General features: G+C 36.8%; 15 protein-coding genes. 5 read left to right on the top strand and 10 right to left on the bottom strand.

The window, feature by feature from the left end; all coding sequences use genetic code 11:
• Positions 1-5: 5 nt before the first annotated feature.
• The 9 genes from AC1DUW_RS01555 to AC1DUW_RS01515 form a co-directional block, all read right to left on the bottom strand.
• A complete protein-coding gene (locus tag AC1DUW_RS01555) occupies positions 6-1979 on the bottom strand; it encodes a VirB4 family type IV secretion system protein (RefSeq protein WP_477641870.1) in 1974 nt (657 codons plus the stop codon).
• A gap of 24 nt (positions 1980-2003) precedes the next feature.
• A complete protein-coding gene (gene trsD, locus AC1DUW_RS01550; protein WP_477641869.1) occupies positions 2004-2663 on the bottom strand; it encodes a TrsD/TraD family conjugative transfer protein in 660 nt (219 codons plus the stop codon).
• The gene (locus AC1DUW_RS01545) at positions 2656-3054 is read right to left on the bottom strand and encodes a hypothetical protein (RefSeq protein WP_477641868.1); all 399 of its coding nucleotides are present in this window, start codon (positions 3052-3054) and stop codon (positions 2656-2658) included. The genes trsD and AC1DUW_RS01545 overlap by 8 nt, the downstream gene beginning before the upstream one ends.
• A gap of 14 nt (positions 3055-3068) precedes the next feature.
• Positions 3069-3398: a CagC family type IV secretion system protein gene (locus AC1DUW_RS01540; RefSeq protein ID WP_235565972.1), complete on the bottom strand. Its 330-nt coding sequence runs from the start codon at positions 3396-3398 to the stop codon at positions 3069-3071.
• Between the two features lie 12 nt (positions 3399-3410).
• Positions 3411-4538 (bottom strand): hypothetical protein, encoded by a 1128-nt coding sequence (locus AC1DUW_RS01535; protein WP_477641867.1) that lies wholly within the window; start codon positions 4536-4538, stop codon positions 3411-3413.
• A 130-nt stretch (positions 4539-4668) separates the two neighbouring features.
• A complete protein-coding gene (gene tnpA / locus AC1DUW_RS01530; protein WP_477641866.1) occupies positions 4669-5046 on the bottom strand; it encodes an IS200/IS605 family transposase in 378 nt (125 codons plus the stop codon).
• Positions 5047-5462: 416 nt separating this feature from the next.
• The gene (locus AC1DUW_RS01525) at positions 5463-5603 is read right to left on the bottom strand and encodes a hypothetical protein (RefSeq protein ID WP_200964763.1); all 141 of its coding nucleotides are present in this window, start codon (positions 5601-5603) and stop codon (positions 5463-5465) included.
• Positions 5604-6054: 451 nt separating this feature from the next.
• Positions 6055-6528 carry a hypothetical protein gene (locus AC1DUW_RS01520; RefSeq protein WP_340455459.1) on the bottom strand — a complete coding sequence of 158 codons (474 nt, stop codon included), beginning with the start codon at positions 6526-6528 and terminating at the stop codon, positions 6055-6057.
• 57 nt (positions 6529-6585) lie between these two features.
• The gene (locus AC1DUW_RS01515) at positions 6586-7836 is read right to left on the bottom strand and encodes a ParM/StbA family protein (protein ID WP_252432653.1); all 1251 of its coding nucleotides are present in this window, start codon (positions 7834-7836) and stop codon (positions 6586-6588) included.
• Positions 7837-8562: 726 nt separating this feature from the next.
• Between AC1DUW_RS01515 and AC1DUW_RS01510 the strand changes: the two genes are divergently transcribed.
• Positions 8563-9465 (top strand): hypothetical protein, encoded by a 903-nt coding sequence (locus AC1DUW_RS01510; protein WP_056520352.1) that lies wholly within the window; start codon positions 8563-8565, stop codon positions 9463-9465.
• A 1046-nt stretch (positions 9466-10511) separates the two neighbouring features.
• Here AC1DUW_RS01510 and AC1DUW_RS01505 read toward each other — a convergent pair.
• Positions 10512-11633 (bottom strand): hypothetical protein, encoded by a 1122-nt coding sequence (locus tag AC1DUW_RS01505; RefSeq protein ID WP_056520351.1) that lies wholly within the window; start codon positions 11631-11633, stop codon positions 10512-10514.
• A 1205-nt stretch (positions 11634-12838) separates the two neighbouring features.
• Here AC1DUW_RS01505 and AC1DUW_RS01500 point away from each other — a divergent pair.
• The 4 genes from AC1DUW_RS01500 (at position 12839) to AC1DUW_RS01485 (ending at position 16415) form a co-directional block, all read left to right on the top strand.
• Positions 12839-13045 carry a hypothetical protein gene (locus AC1DUW_RS01500; protein ID WP_477641865.1) on the top strand — a complete coding sequence of 69 codons (207 nt, stop codon included), beginning with the start codon at positions 12839-12841 and terminating at the stop codon, positions 13043-13045.
• 305 nt (positions 13046-13350) lie between these two features.
• Positions 13351-13803 (top strand): JAB domain-containing protein, encoded by a 453-nt coding sequence (locus AC1DUW_RS01495; RefSeq protein WP_477641864.1) that lies wholly within the window; start codon positions 13351-13353, stop codon positions 13801-13803.
• Positions 13804-14274: 471 nt separating this feature from the next.
• Complete coding sequence (locus tag AC1DUW_RS01490; RefSeq protein WP_477641863.1) at positions 14275-14760, top strand: hypothetical protein; 486 nt, start codon at positions 14275-14277, stop codon at positions 14758-14760.
• Positions 14760-16415, top strand: a complete 1656-nt coding sequence (locus AC1DUW_RS01485; RefSeq protein WP_477641862.1) for a helix-turn-helix domain-containing protein — start codon at positions 14760-14762, stop codon at positions 16413-16415. The genes AC1DUW_RS01490 and AC1DUW_RS01485 overlap by 1 nt, the downstream gene beginning before the upstream one ends.
• The last annotated feature ends 330 nt before the right edge of the window (positions 16416-16745 follow it).

Raw genomic sequence — 16745 nt, 5'->3', positions numbered from 1 at the left:
CCCCTTTACAGAACAAAATTTCGAACTTCTTCTTTTTCAATGGGAGTCATTTCATTCCTTGCCTCATAATCAGGGATTTCATCAGGATCTAAACCATATTTTTCAAAGTACCGTTTTTTATTCCAAAGACGTAGCTCTTCTTGTGTGAGCTCAACCCGAATAAATGCACGTTGAGACCCGTAAACAATTAATGCCTCTCCCTGACGTTTCGCTCGTAATAAGGAAATCTCTTCATCGGAGAATGATAGATTAATTTTTTTAACCACATCATCAACACCCTTATTGTCCAGTCCAAAAAATATTTTTGTGTGACTATTTTCAATCATAGCTGCCCCTAGGTTATCCTCGGTATCGAGTACATCGATAATTTGTTGTGTGCCTGCGATAGCGCCGGCATTATACTTCCTAAATCGTTTATAAGCTTGATAAAAGAATCTCATCGAATCCGGGTTCTTTGATAAGAAGTGGAATTCATCAATAAATAGGTACACCAATTCCTCTTTTGTTTTCGTCACTTCATCCCATAGGAAACCAAAGATATTAAAGTAACAAGCAGCCTGCACATCCACCTCATTTTGTAGGGATTTTAGATTAAAAGAGAATAGCGAGTTATTGATATTCACGTTCGTATGCCCATTAAATAACGAGTTAGATCCATGAACATAACTTTCCAGGATAAAATAAAAATTCTGGATCTTTTCATAACGTTCTAAATCATTTTCCTTCAATGTACCTAAATCCTCATAAAAGTCCTCTAGAATAGGGAAGTCCGTTGCCATTAAACTTGTAAAATTGCTGTTTTCATTAATGGAAAAACGATTATAAAGGTTGATCAATGCCTTATCTAAAATACTAGATTCAACTTGGGATAAGTCTGCTTTTAAAACTTTGAAAAAGGCCTTAAGACGTTGAACCTTTTGTTTAACAAGGTCCCTTATGAATTCCGAATCATCATTAAAATCTTCGGTGTCCGTAATTTCTGTGGAGAATATCTCCAAAGGGTTGATTTTCGTTGAACTATTACTACTGAGATGAACAACTTCACCTCCAAGGATTTTCACAATATGGGAGTACTCATTTTCTGGATCAATGATATATATCTTGATTCCCATGGCGTAGCAGCGAAGAATCTTTTGGACCATAAAGGTAGATTTCCCAACACCTGATGTCCCAATGACCACCATATTTTGATTTAATGTACGTTGTGTATCCAAATAGTCTATCGCAACCAATGAATTGGTTGTCTTATTGATCCCTTCCACCTGTGCCGTCGGGGATAAATAGCAAATCTCTGAATCATCGAACGGAAAGAAAGAAGAGGCCGCTTCACTATTGCACATCTGATAGGTATAATCCTTTAATTGATTATCCCCTAAGGGCAGAGCCGACCAGAAAGCCATCGGTGTTGCGTAATGAGGGTTTAGAGCTTTCATCCTTAGTTTCGTTAGAATCCTCTGAACATTGTCTTCTAAGGTCTTCAAATCTTCTAAGGATGCAGCTTGAATGAAGATGTATGTATACAGATACATAAAGGTAGAGCGGTTTGATAATACCTGATTTAGCTGATATTTTGCGCTTTCCAGTTCGGATTGCAACCTGATGCGAGTGGCTGGATCTCTTGTTTTTAATAGTTCCGCATCTTTATTTTTAATAGAGTCATTGTAATAGCTAATCATGCCTTCTGAATTGGACGGTTCTAGGTACTGGACAAAGGATATGTTTCCTTTTAACCGCTTCAGATCCGATAGCCAGTTCCCTTTTTGTTCTTTAGGATAAGCAACGACAGCCAGCACCTTAATAAAGTTGCCACCACTTTCGATATAATTCTTATTTTCCTTCCAGACAAAAGGATAAATGGAATTAAGTTCTTCGGTCTCTAACATCCCATGTAAAATGTCTTCGGGACTTTGTTTCACCTGTTCGTCCTGCTTATTTTCACGCTTTATTAAAGAAAATAAAGTAGCTAAAGAAAAAGGCATTTGACTTACTCCTTTCCGAACCGGTTATCCGTATAGTTTTGACATTTCAAAATCAAAGGATCTGTATAGCAACGTTAACGTATCCTTCTCAGACAATTTTCTAATCGTTATATCGTAGGATTCAAAAGTGGAACGCAGGGAGTTTGTCATTTCCTCCACCTTTTTTGTTAAAATAATTTCAGCACGTTCTAAATCTTGGAACGTACGTTTATTCATTTTCTCCCTAATGACTATAAAATGTTGTTTCGTCGACATTTCATCTTTCATCCTTATCCTTTGGAAGTGATCGATGTAAGATGTGATTAGGGTTCGCTTGTATTCATTACCTGTGTTTTCCTTATCCTCTAGTTCATACAAATAGCGTTTTTTCCAACCTAAGTTATAGGAACGGAAATCCACTGGAACCGTCATCGATATGGTTTGTAATTGATCATGGACTTGACTCATTAAGAAGGAACCGTAATCTTCAAATAAACGATTCTGTTCATACTCCGCCAACAAATCTAGGTTGATACCACTCACTTGCAGAATGGACGTCAGATAACCATTTTTCAAAAGGACATAGTCTTTGTATATCCCTTCTATAATACTTATGTCTTGAATTGTCGATTCTCCTTTTTTTATAAGGGTTTCTACTTCATAGTCAAATCCTTCCCTATCTATTTTCTTATTATGATTAGCCACGGAAATCATCCCTTTTATTCGATTTAATAAAGAACATCTTCTGTCTATTGTTGTAATGAAAAATTCGTTTTAAATAGCTACTATAGGTGATATTCGGCCGAGAAGATATGGGCCGTAAAACAGCAAAGGTAAAAGAGCCTAACAGCAAAAGGGCCATAAAGAATAATTTAATCATCATAAATCCCAATGAATAAGGGGGAATGAGCAAGATAATGGTGGAAATAACGACGGCAGGTAATATAAATCTAAAGAAATTCATTAATGATAAGCCTTTAACAAAGTTATACGAACGATCGACATTATCAGGGAAAACGAACGTTTTCCCCTTGCGACTGTCTTCTTCTCCAAGTAACTCTTTGAGAGCCTCTCTAAGCTCTTCTTTTGCCGTCATCTAGTTCACCTCTATTAAGCGAATAACGCGTACATCCAAGGAACAAGCCATACGATTGCGGCTGCTAACCCTACCCCTGCCAAAGCCATTCCTACTCCACGAAACATTTCGTTTTTGGTATGAGGATCATCCACGCCTGGTAATTTTTTAATGATGATCCAGATGGATACGCAGATGCCAACTGTAACAACAAGCCCCGTTAACAATGTTTGAACTTGTTTCAGTCCCTCTTTGATTTTTGCTGATACATTAGCTGCTGCAGATGCTTGATCTGGGGCGATATGTAAAAGTAAAAGAATTGCAGCAAACATCAGTAAGAGTTGTAATTTTTTTAACGATTTCACTATGTTTCCTCCTTAGTCTTTTTCCCTAATTTCTTTGAATTGAATATCGGTTTCCACCTCTTTTTCCTGTCTTTCTTTCTGCTTTTCTAGTTGAATATGGGTATTTAAATTTCCCAACTGTTTCTCGGCCTCTTTCTCTGAGAAATAAGGGGAAACTTTTTTCACTTTGCCATTGCCACTCAATTTCCCAATATACGAGCCATCTTGATTTGAAATCACTTCAAAATCATGTTGTCTCGCTTGGCTTTCTTTATTTATTTCCATACCATAAAAGGCAAGGAAACCTTCTGCAATAGAACGACTATCCATGATAACTTCATCAAACATTACTTTCATTCCGGGGTTATCTCTTACTCTTTCGATCCATTTTTCTGCAATGTCAGGCAACCATACGTCTCGTTCTTTTTGATTCTCTACTAATGATAGCCTTGTCCCTTGATCATCATTTGAAATATTTTGGATTGTAACGGTCTTACCTAAAAGATCTGAAGGAATAAAATGCTCTTCTAAAGCCCTGCGTAGAGATTGTTTTCTAAGTTTAGGATCATTTTTAAGTTCCTCTTTTACAACAGAAGAGCGTGCTTGTTCGATATTTTCATAAGTTGTTAGGGTTTTATAAGATTTTGCTAAATTTAGCCGAAGTTGTTTATTGTCATGGAGGGAAAATGCTTTTCCATCTTCCACAAGGAAGAATGAGTGCATTCTAAACTTTTCGAATTGGGAGGTTCCGAGTGTTTTTTGAAGCAGGTCCTCTTTGGTTGGAAATACTGGTGTGACGATGTGCGCTTCCTTAGATTCTTGTTTATAGACCCCGAAGTATGTCTCTTTATCCTTCAGGATGAAAAAAACACTTTTTTCCTTATCGACTGGGAATGTTTCAATAGAATCCCCTTTTATTTCAAATAACTGAGGGTGACGTTCCTTTATCATGGCGTAATATAGCTCATATTCAGCCTCTGTCTTCTCTTTGGTTGACCAAGAAGTGGAATCATGTTTCATACTCTTCTTTTCCTGGTTCATGGGACTTTGACTTTTCCTATCTAAACTTTTTTGTTTAGACTGTTCAATCATTTGTAGAATAGAGTCAGCAATCGTAAGCATGGAATCGTTGACAGATCTTTCAATCGAATCATTTCTCATAACAAGATCATCTCCTTCCTGGATCGAAATGATTTTTCAGAATGAAACAACTTAGCTTAGGAAAAAGGACTTTCAATAACATTAATTCACCCAAAACATATGAAAAATTGTAAAAATCAATCTCCCCACTTTAATTCTGAATGGGCTTGTTTACATCCCTATACCGCTGAACCATTTTATTCAGTTGCGTATCCTCGGTTGCTATAAAATACTTTTGCTCCCATAGGCTACATTTGTAATTTTCTAGAAACTCCTTATACAAGAACCGTGCTGAACCCCCTTTAAGAGCCTTCATGATATTGGGTATATAATGAGTGGTCTTACAATGGATGATTAAATTCACTCTGCACTCCCTGATATCCATTTCCAATATTTCAAATTCATGATGGGTCGATACGGATTGAAAATATTTTTTAATAAAAGTCTTTTCCTCATCTTGTAGGGACCTGAAGTGTTTTGTGAAAAAGGTAATATGATATTGCAAGAAACTCACGTGATATTTGTTCATCTGTATCTCATACACAAACAATTTTCCCTTCCCACTAAAAAGGATGCTATTGCAATACCTTTGACGTTTCTCTTGCTTGTATTTTACCAGCGATATTCCTTTTATTGATTAAATTAGCCAAAAAATTACAAAAAATGAACCTTTTGATGGGATTCGTAGTCATATAACCCTAACTTTTCTGGTTAGTATTCTAGAGACTTTAGTCTTGTTATTATCCTTTTTTCTACTCCTCGGTCTATTCTTTTCTGGCTAGAATAACGAGTTAGATTCTGATTTCGATCTACATGGAGCTTTCATTTCAATAAGCTCATACCGGTAAAGACATTCTTTTGAGAAGAAAGAAAACAAAAATACGCAGCTTGTATTATTCTCAAGGAATAATACAGCTGCGTATTTTTGTTGTTATATTATCGTTATTATTCTATCATCATAATGTCGTCCATATGCTTTGGAACATATTCATTAAATTGGTTAAATAAATAATTAAGGTAGGAGTTTAGTTCAAATCGATCTTCCTGGATAAAATTGACAAATAAGGTTTTGTTTTCTTCTTCCATCTTTTCCTCCCCTTTACTTTATCTTTTATATCATCAATTTAAGCACTCACGTTTTTAAAGTTCATTACATTTCTGTTTAGAAATAGTAATTTTTTAATCAGTCATCATTTTTAGAAATATAGCATTGGCTCCGCCTACGCCAAGATACCAGGATGGCCACACACCATTTGCCTGTTTTCATTATAAAAGAAAACGCTTACATTTTCCAATGTTACTGTAATACAAATTTTGACAAAACCTCCGAATATAAAATGTACGCCCTGCGTTGAGAACTTTGTATAAAGATCCAGCCGCTCTATGGTACCCCCTATATATAAATTTCCAGATTAAAAGGGCTCTTTTGATTTGGGTGTAAGATTAACAAAAAAAGAAACTGATCAAATTAGTCGTTATTCAACGACCTTTTGAATCAGCCTCTTACATATATCTGAGCTCTATTTTTAAAAATGTTTTATCCCTTTAAATTGGTCATCTTCCCCAACTTCAATAGTTTAGAAAGGGCTTCGTTTGATTGACCCTTACCTTCCTTAGTATCCTCTTCATGATTCAATGGCGCTTCAGATGGAACGATTGGTGAGGAAGCTAGCTGACTTTTCTGGGATACCGGCTGCACCATTTGCTGGGCAAGCGCCGCCCCTTCGGGATTCCCTACAATTAAAGACACGATATTATAAAGAATCCTTTGCCCTTCCTCCGTTTTCAAAAGTGCTAATTGATCATTCGAAAAGGTGTCTAGTGGAAGGTAAATACCTTGTTCTTTATAAGATCCATTCCGAACCTTTAAACCATCTTCAATAAGCGCGCTAATAAGTTCATTTCTGCTTTTAAAGCCGTCTACCAACTCATTAAATTCATTAGCCCATTTTATCGAGGTTTTTGGGGTATATTGAATTCCCCGACCTGGAGTGATTTTTCTATTGGACAACGTTACCACCACCTTGTATCACAACTAAAAGAAGATGCTGCTCCTACTCTTGAATTTTTATGCTTCAATTGATTGCTTTTCAATTTCAGCAATAATATTTTTCAGGAGATATGCCTTACTAGTAAAGAAACTGGCTTGATCGATACTCGGAGGAAATAGGCAATCTTCATCTTTGAGTTCCTCTAGGTATTGATAGGCGAAGAGAAGCCCTCCCCCGACGATAATCATTTGCCCAACGTTGGTATCAACAAAATACCGGATGACTTTATCTTTCACTTCTTCGGCATATTCTTTCGTATATTTATCTACAATCTTTGTGATATCCGCTGTTTTGGACTGCCAGGTCGCTTTAAAGACAGGTGAATATTTAGGTTTTAAAACCATTTTATTGATTTCCGGCTTGATGAACTTCCTCATGAATTCTTCACGTGTAAACGAAATCTTAGGAGTTTTATTCACCCTTTCAAAACGGGCCCGTATGCTGTCGAATTCCTTTAGTTCCGCTGCTTCTTTCATGATTAAATCAATATATTTATTTGTACCTATCAGATGGTTTGTAGATTTAGTTGAATTTAAACCATTTTCATCATAAAGAGCTAAATCCAATGTTCCAGCTCCTAAATCAGCTATGGCAAACTCATCATGGATTTGTGATGAAAATTCAGTTTCCACCACTTCCCCATCCACTAAATCAAAGGCCAATGCTAAGTAGCTCGTTACGCCTTCCACATTAAGCTGAACATCCGTAATGTTAATGGTTATGGTTTTGCCTTTATAAGGCCCTTTTATTGCAGTAATTTCATGCTCACCCATATATAAGTTGATTTTTTCGGAAGACGCCTGTTTGGCCTCTTCTATTGGAAGCCCAAAACTCAATGGAACGTCTACCTTATTGGTCTTACCCGATTTCCAAGCAGCTAAGGCTAATCCCGCTAAAGTTGTTACAACATGGATTTCATTCCCTAATTTATCTCTTGCATCACTGCTGGTTTCTCTTAAATTATTTTTGTCATTTGTTGAAATTTGAGCATATTCCCCTACTGTATAATAAGCATTTGTTCGATTCTTTGGTAAGGCTTTACTTTTAATATGTAAATGAAGGATCATATCATCAGGAAAAGATTTATCTGCGCTTTCATCTGGCATATCTTCGGCAGTCGTTTCCGCGTTTTCTCCGATAATACTCGCGATATTTAATGAAACAACATTTCCTTTTTGATCGATATACGTAATTTTATTAGAAATGTTCCCACTATCCACTCCTGCAATTAAATAATCCTCTTTAAATAAAAAATCAAGTTTTGTCATGGTCTTCCTCCTTCGGACTAATCTAGTTTAGTCTACTTACTATCCAATATATAGAGAATATCTGTTAAAGTCAACGAAAAACTAGCGCTAAATTGACGTTATCGACATTCCAGCGCTAACATAATATCGTTAAATTAGCGCTATCTCAACGCTTAACACCTGCATTTATGAACAGTTGTTTTATTTCAACTATATATTTGACGGTAATTTGACGTTATCGGTTTTTTGACTTCTTTTATCACGAGATAATTATCAACAAGTTACCGCTAAACTGTTCCACGTTATTGCTATTTATCGTCAAATTAACGTTATCGGTTTTTTAACGTTGGAGGTATAGGGAAAAATCCCTTCATGTAAACCATACTAATCTAGTCTAATCTAGTTTAGTATTAAAATAATCATCCGTAAATTACCGCTAATAATTTCATATTGTTGCTATCTACCGACCGCTAGATTAGCGTTATCGGTTATTTAACGCAAGAAATGTAGAAGAAACTCACTGAAAAACTAGACTAGATTAGACTAGATTGTTTATTATTGTACTTTCAGTTTAATCTAGACTAGATTAAAATAGATCGAATTCGTTCATTATTTCTATTAAAGCAAACAAACCTAGTTGATTAGTCTTTATCTAGTAGGTAAACTATAGATACAGATAAATTGACGCTTAGCGATAGGTAGATAAAAATAAGCTATAGTTAAACTAGCGTTAAGAGGAGGGTTATCGTGACAAACAGAGTCCAGGCCAATAAGGATTTCATTACAGAAGCACTTCGTGACGATGCTTTATTCACTTCGTTGGTACTTGATAAGGAATACAGTGCCAAACTATTTAATGAAGATATACTAGAGTTGGATCCGAATGCCATGTATTCAACCACCGATTGTTCCGATAAAATCTTTAATATCGCTAATTCGACGTTAAGGTATTACGTTAGGATGCTAGAGGGATACTTAGAGATTTATGTAGAAGGTAGAAAGAAGCGATTGCCATTTCTCACAGTTTTTAAAATCTATATGACTTTACTGGCGATTGAGAGGGGAGAAACAATCTCCGATATTCAAGTTAAGTTATCGCTAAAATCGATTCCTCAACAAAATGGCGGAAAAGCAAAAGGAAGTAAATATAATGAGGATACCTTAGATCAATTATTCTCGGAATTTGATAGAAGGCAGAATGTAATGATGAGAACCTTCACGCTACAAAACACGATCAATCTACTTGAAGTGGAGTTGCTGAGAAGGAGAACTGGAATAGCTGATAAACAAAGACAAATTGAAGTTATAGAAGAAAAGATTAAAAATCATCGGTTAAATCGAAAAATGGATCGACAAGCAGCGAATGTATTACGAAAAAGTTTGGAGCAAAAGAAAAATACAGGATTTTTCTCTTTCTTTGCAAAAAAAAATACAGAAGATACTCTGAATTTAGAATCTGACATACTAGTGGATGAAAGGGATATCAAAGCTGACCATATAGAAGTGGAGTTCATTGAAGAAATTAATACAATAAGGAAGAAGATTAATCAAATGGAAGAAGAATCACTTGCTTTAGAAAAAAGGTTAAAATCTGAAACAGCACTTTTAACAAATGAAAGGGAAGTATTAGAACAAACTATGGAAGATTAATAGTTCTTTTTCATTTGTTTTTGGTCTAGGGTGTAAGAGGAAAAATTGCATTCTCCCAAACTCTTATATGTAGTGCGCTTTCTGGAAGATGGACATTTCATTTTCTAGATTAAATAAGGAATAAGGGTGTCCTTTAGTTTTATGAAGTTCAAAGTTGGACTATAGCTTCTCTATGAGCTCTCTAGAGCTTTATAGCAAGTAAAAGGGGAAAGAGGCCTTGCCCCTTAATTAAATACGTTGAATGCAGGAAAAGGATATAAGTTTAGGCCACCGTCTTGGGTGGTCTAATTTTTTTACAAAGTATTTTCTTTTTTAAGGTATTACTTGCAGTATTTTTGGTGAAAAGCGATTTCGTGAAAGGTGTTATTGAATGCTGCTCATTTCACTTGTGCTGAATTTTCATAGTTGCCGTTTTAAGCTCGCCCCAACTAATTGGAGGTTTCTTCTGGTGATTGTATAAAATTTATAATAAATGAACCTTAATCTAACTAATATGGTTGATTAATCTTTTCATTAGTTTTCAATATGTAATTTTTGAAAGTCACATTGTTTTATAGCGAGTTCTTAATAATCTAATATTTTTAATTCTGTTTGAAGTGATTTATTTCGTAAATAAACAAATTTAATAAAAAGGCATATTTAATAAGAGAAAACAGATTTAATAAAAGAAACAGAAGTAATAGGCATTTTTCAATTGTTAGGTATATCCCTTGAGGGACAAGGGTTCTAGCCATTTATAAGAGTCGTTTTAACAGAGTTTCCACTTTCCCACATATAGAATGTAAAAGAAGTCACATATACACAGGGCTTTTTTTTAACTATTTACATATTCACAGGATGGTATTTTTAATATCCACTATTACACAAGGCTACATTCGGAAACTATTAGACGTAAAAAAAAAATCCTTCTCAGAAAATCTGCCAGAAACCGTGACAGAAGAGTGAAGGAAAGACTTTTGTTAGAAGGGAATACTTCAATATTTTTTTTGAGTATATTCGAATAGCCCTGTGAATGTCTTATTTTTCCACAAGGCTGGGTTAAGCTATTAAATTACACCGTGTAGCTCTGGTGCTTGGCCGGTTTTGGTGTATTCTCTGATTTTGGCTTCATGGATTAATTCATAAGGAATCTTTTTTAAGGCCCCAGGAAGATACTTTCTAAAGGCCATTCTGAAAAAGGCGCCAATCGAGTAGAAATGGAAAGAACCTTTTCGTTGTTTTTCTGTATGTATATGAATTCCTATCTGATCCATTGTTTGTAAAAAGAAGTTTTTCATGAATCGATCACGTATGGTGAAGCTTTCATAGTCCTCATCCATAAGATAGTTCAGTTTATTCATTACTTCCTGCTTAAAGGAAATCATGACATCGATTTGGTCTCTTGGTTTAAATTTAATTTGATGTCCATCAAAGAAGTAGGTGAGCTCTTTTGATAGTTTCGCCATGAGTGAGTTGACGTTGAATTCATCCGTGTTTTCTTCCACACATTCCGGCTTCAAGGAAAAGGAGGCTTTTTTAATCCATATTTGCTTGCCACGAATCTCTATCCCTGTGAATTCGATGGAAAAAAGAGCTTCTAAAACGCTTAAAGTTTTACGAACCCCTTTTGCATTTTTGTTTAGTTGAAGTTTAAGTGTCTTCATTGTCCGTTCTTGTGTTATTTTCTCCATTTCACCTGTCTTGCTGAAAGACAGACCAGTCCGGAACTGGTTAAGTAAGGATAAGAGAAGTTCGATACCCTCCGGGTTCGAGGTACGTACGAATTCTGCTAAAATATTCGTTTCAAAAAGGGCGTGCGGTATGATTAGGTAGTTAAGAGATACACCATTAAGTTCAGGTGTATTATACTTATCAACATCTTTTAACACGATAACAGGTAACCCCTCGTGGATTTCCTCTTTCACAAAATGATGATCTTCTAAAAATTTTTTTCCTCCCCAAAGGGTAGAATAAGAGATTCCAAGTTTCTTTGCCCAGTAAGAAAGATTATATTCCTTAAGCATGCCTCGTTGGTTTTGTTCTACTTGTAATTGGTTTAACATGGTCATATATACGACATAGGCAGAGGCAGGAGGGCGCTCAAATGACTGATCACGAAGAAAATGGAATTCTTTTAAGATCGCGTGATGCATTCTAAAACCATCGATTCTTATTCTGGATTCTTTCATTTTAGGCCCTCCTCTCGTCTATTTTTCTAGTTTGAATTATAGCAGAATGGAAAAACAGGAAATGGTGTCCTTTATTAAGGGATTTTCAAAGTTGCACAACGTGTGCTCATCCCTTGGGGGGCAAGGGATTGAAAAAAACTCTAAATATTTTTGTGTGAAAGGAAACGTCATTTTTTCACACGGTTTGTGCATATTGTGAAAGGAAACGTCATGAATTGATAGATAAGCAAATTAGGATAAACGTTGATATATCAATGTTTTCATAAAATAGTCCATCCATAAATGGGCAAGAATAAAAAAACTTGCACAGAAATGTGTGCAAGTTTGTGTGAGAGCAAACGTCATTTTTCTTCATTTTAGAACAAAAAGAGATAAATTTAGGCACTATTTTGTGTGGACTCCTAATTTTTGCTGAAATTTTGTTGGAGATTTAGGGGTGTAAAAGGTTGGTTAATCAAAAAGTTTTAAAAAATCTCAAATCAAAATGTAGGGAATTGTGCACATTGTGAAAGGAAACGTCAAACAAGAAAAAGTTGCACAGCTTATGAGTGAGATGTGCAAGAAGGCGTCGAGCTTATGGGATGTTGTTAATGGGAGATAAAACCTGCATTCCCTTATCATTGTGCACATTGTGAGAGCAAACGTCCAATGAAGGAAAAGTTGCAATCCCATATAATGGTGTGCATATTGTGAAAGGAAACGTCATTCTTTAATAATTAAGAGGTTGAGAGAATCACTGATATATCAACATTCTAATGAAAAAAGCCGTCTATAATCGAACAAAAATCGTAAAACTTGCACAAAAACGTGTGAAAGGAAACGTCATTTTACTTCTTATTTGACCAGATGGAGATTACTGTATGCAAGTCTTTTGCTAAAGAACCTACATTTTAAAAGAAGTTTTATACGATGAGGCTTGTGCATATTGTGAGAGCAAACGTCAAATAAAAGATAAGTTGCAATTTTATTGATTGGTAGTGAAAGGAAGCGTCAAACTTCTTTAACGTCACATTGTAAAAATAATTAGCTGTCAAGATCTATTCTGGAATCTAAATGCAACGATGTTTAAGGAGCAGGTTTCAGGYATTTTCAAAAACAATGACATCCAACATTTTCTGAATTACCTTGAACTGCAGCAATTAAGGAATAATCAAAAAGGAAAAAGCCGCCTTTCTGACATTCCTTACGTGTCGCTTCGGCACTAAATGCCTGATAACCACAGTCTGCAGGGCTACCGCCAACAATCCGTAAGTGACTGTTCCATTTCCATTTCGGCTACCGCCGCCATACCGAACGAGCCGGAGGCCGTAAAAATTTTAAGATTAAAAGACTTAACATTAATTAATCAAAAGGAGAGCAGCCAGCCGGCTGCTTTTTTGATTTATTTTTCCCATTTGCCTTCCGAATCGTAAAACAGCGCAAGCCTTCTAACCTTCCAGCCGGCAGGACACCCGAACCTTTCCGGCAGGAAGCCAAGGAGGCAGYCAATCGGTCAAGGGGCACAAAACTTTTTTATTACGGAAGCTAGCGCAACATAAAAAACTTAGTGCTCAGATCGCCCTGGACCGATTGTCTATGCGTGTTTTTCGTTCTACTTGCAAAAGGGGAAAAATAATCCCCCTTTGGGGAACAGATGCGCTTCGCAAGTCAAAAGGGAAAATAACAACCAAGAACCCCAAAACCATTAAACTAAAAAACTTGAAGGAGTGTTGGAAAAATGGAATTGACCCCAATTTTCGAAGTGGTCCGCATCAGGCAGGAAATCAAGGGAATTTCAGACCCGTTCACTACCTACCAAATCGCTTCGCCCTATGATGCCCAGGAATTAGCCGCTTCGCATATCGCCAATGAGGACAGGGAGGTTTTCCTCGTTATGATGCTCAACACCAAGAACCAGGTGGTCGGACTTCATCGGGCGCATACGGGAAGCTTGAACGCAAGCATCGTCCATCCGAGGGAAGTATTGAAATGCGCCATTCTGAACAATGCGGCTTCCATCATTGTCAGCCATCAGCATCCTTCTGGGGACCCGACGCCGAGCAGGGAAGATGTGGAGGTGACCAAACGATTGGCTGAGGCCGGGAAAATTATAGGAATTGAAGTCCTTGATCATGTGATTGTGACCCACACCGGAAATCATGTCAGCTTAAAAGAAAAAGGCTATTTATAAAAGAGGACAAGCAAAGGGGATTGTCCCCTTTGCTTGATAGGGAGCATTATAAAGCTATTACCGGTTAAATGGTTGACCGGTAATGGCTTGCGCAAGGAAGAAAAAACATCCGTTTTTCTTGATTAAAGCAGGCATCGAGCCTGCATGGTGGTTGCTGATGCAACCTTTTTAACAGTTTGAATGATTATTCAAGAAAGTCATTAGATCATGAAAAGGCACCCTAGGTTTTACCTACGGCTATAGAACAAGTCCCATCGTGAGGTGAAAATCGAAGGAATCCGGAGATGAGTAAATAAAAGAGTTAAAGAACAAAAGGAGAGTATATCGCAAGTGAACAGAGAAGAAGTGCTATGTGCACATTGTGAAAGCAAACGTCAAAATAAAAAAAGTTGCACGCTTAAACCGTGTGTTGACAAAAGCAACAATACTCAATCATAATTACCATATTACTAGATTAGAAGGGGAACACATATGGATTTTTTAGTAGGAGTTAAAGAGGTGGGGGAAATTCTCGGATGGGATCGGAGAAAGGTTTCCACCTATCAACTGCGTGGCGTGCTTCCTAAACCAGTGGTCCAATTATACAGTGGTCCCATATGGTATCGAAAACAAATCGAATTTTATAAGGCTGGGAAAGATTTTGGTGTCAGGACTTATTATATAAAAGGTGAGATGGTCTATGAATGTACGCATAATCAACCATTCAAAGATACCATCTATTCCCCTAAGGACATCAAAGAACAGATGGGAAATTACATACTTTATCAGGAAAAAGACATCCAACAGTTGAAAAATGCCATCCTAGAAAAAAATCCGATCGTTCAGTTCCTTTCTTTTGAGTCCGTTAGCTTTCTGCACGATTTGGGTATATTGGAAACCGTTGTTTTTCAAGATTACATCCAACAGTACTCATTTGAAGACATAGAGTCGACAAAAGAAGGGCGGGTTAAAGAATAATGTTACAACCCCTGCAAACGAAATTTTTGAATGTCATGAAAACGATTTTTCCAGATTATCCTCAACTCTTTGTCGAATGGAATATGGATATCAACCATCTTTTGTCAGGTCAAGAAGATTACCAGCCTAGCCAAACATTAAAAGCATTTTTTGTGATTTTGGATAGCTTGGTGAAAGATTATAGATTGAAATTTGAGGATATGGAACAATGGGTTGATGATTACATAGAAGAAATTAGAAATTTTGTCCTTCCATACATACAGACTGCAGGAGAAGAGAATTCATCCTATTCCCCAAAGTCTAACAACAGGGAAGTGATAAATGCTTTGTTGAATCAAAATTTTGCCGAGTCCGGTTCGGCCTTATTATTTCATAAATTAAGGGAGACCATCAGTAAAAATGAATTCGACATTGCGACTGAGATTCCTACTGCAAGGATTGCGGAAAGGGCGATAGAGGCGACGGCTCAAGTGAGGGCAGAAAATGATTATCTGATGATGAAATCGAATGTAGCCATCGAACAATGGAAAAATCTCACCTCTCAAGCCATCACGTCGATGGATGACTTAACCGCAGATATCTTTGATATTGTCTCTATTCTTTGGATGCAACAGGCTACTCATAAGGACCAAATGATTCATTTCCATACGGATGATGCTTTGAATCTAAGGAGATTGCAAGGTCGGAAAGAAGATTTAGACGGCTATCAAATGTCTTATCGAAAAAAAGAACGTGATGATATCATGAAAAGGTTGGCTGCTCTCACAACGATATGGATTAGAATTGAAAAAGAGAATTTGAGGTTCATCAATGAGGATCAGGGAGATTTTGAAGAAATTGGACAAGTGCAGTTTAATCCCTTGTTTTTGGTGGATGGCGTAACGGTAGCCTATAGGGGGGATAATCCGATTGGTATTTATGAATGCAGCATTCGTCCAGGGGAATTGCTTGCCAACTTCTTGTACGGTTCCCAAAGGAGCAGTGGGATGCTTGCATTAAAGACTCTAGAATACCATCCAATTAAGCAAAAGTACCATAAACGGTTATCCAGGTACTTGTCCTGGCAGTGGAGGATTCGCCAGAAGAGTGCAGACTATCTCAGGGCTTATCATATTGGGGGAGACAAAGGGCTTTTAAAAGTCATGGATTTGGACGTGAATCGGCGATATGGTTCAAGGATTAGAGAACAATTTGAAGAAATATTGGACACCCTGCAGCAGGATGGAATCATTAAAGGGTGGAGCTATAAGGAAAAAAACCTTGAGAAGCAAATTGAGCAGGAGAGAAATTGGTTCGCAAACACCTGGTTGAAGGCACGTGTCCAAATCATCCCACCTACTGAAATCACGGGTATGGGAGATGACCAGGACTTATTATTGATTGAGGAACAAGACTATGACACAGAGAATTTTCTAACTATGTTGAAGGGTATGACGGACAGGGAGACTGGTGCAACCAGGGAGATGGTTGAAGAAAAGCAGGTTTCTCCTGAAACGATAAATAAGGAAAGAACGGATCGGGGATTAAGCATTTTAGAGGCAGCTAAGGAAATGGGAATTTCCCATAGTACCTTATCCAGGTATGAAAGGAATCTAATTAAACGCCCGTATACAGTCAGCTTAGAAAAAATGAAAGAGTGGTTAAATGCAAAATAAGCATCTAAACGGTGCTTGTTTTTTTTGAAGATATTCCAAACAAACAAATCATGCGGGAGCATCATCTAAATAATTAAAGATAAATGCATCCTAGTTGCACTGACATAAATATTGTAGGGTGTATGAATGTACAGTTTTTCGAGAAGTAAAAGAACGTTTATAGAAAAAATGATTGAGGACATTAAAATTTTTGTGATTGAAATGAAGCAGAGAGCAAGGATCGCTGGTGATATGCTATTGGTGACTAAGTTACCTTGCTCGAAATATAATATTCCCTCAAAGGGCTTATGTTACACATCAGACAAAAACTGTGAGTGTTACAGTCCGAAA

This window comes from Peribacillus sp. P4_C12 (assembly GCF_056402095.1).
The sequence above is the reverse complement of the archived record's forward strand: the minus strand, read 5'-3'. Positions and strand labels throughout refer to the sequence as shown.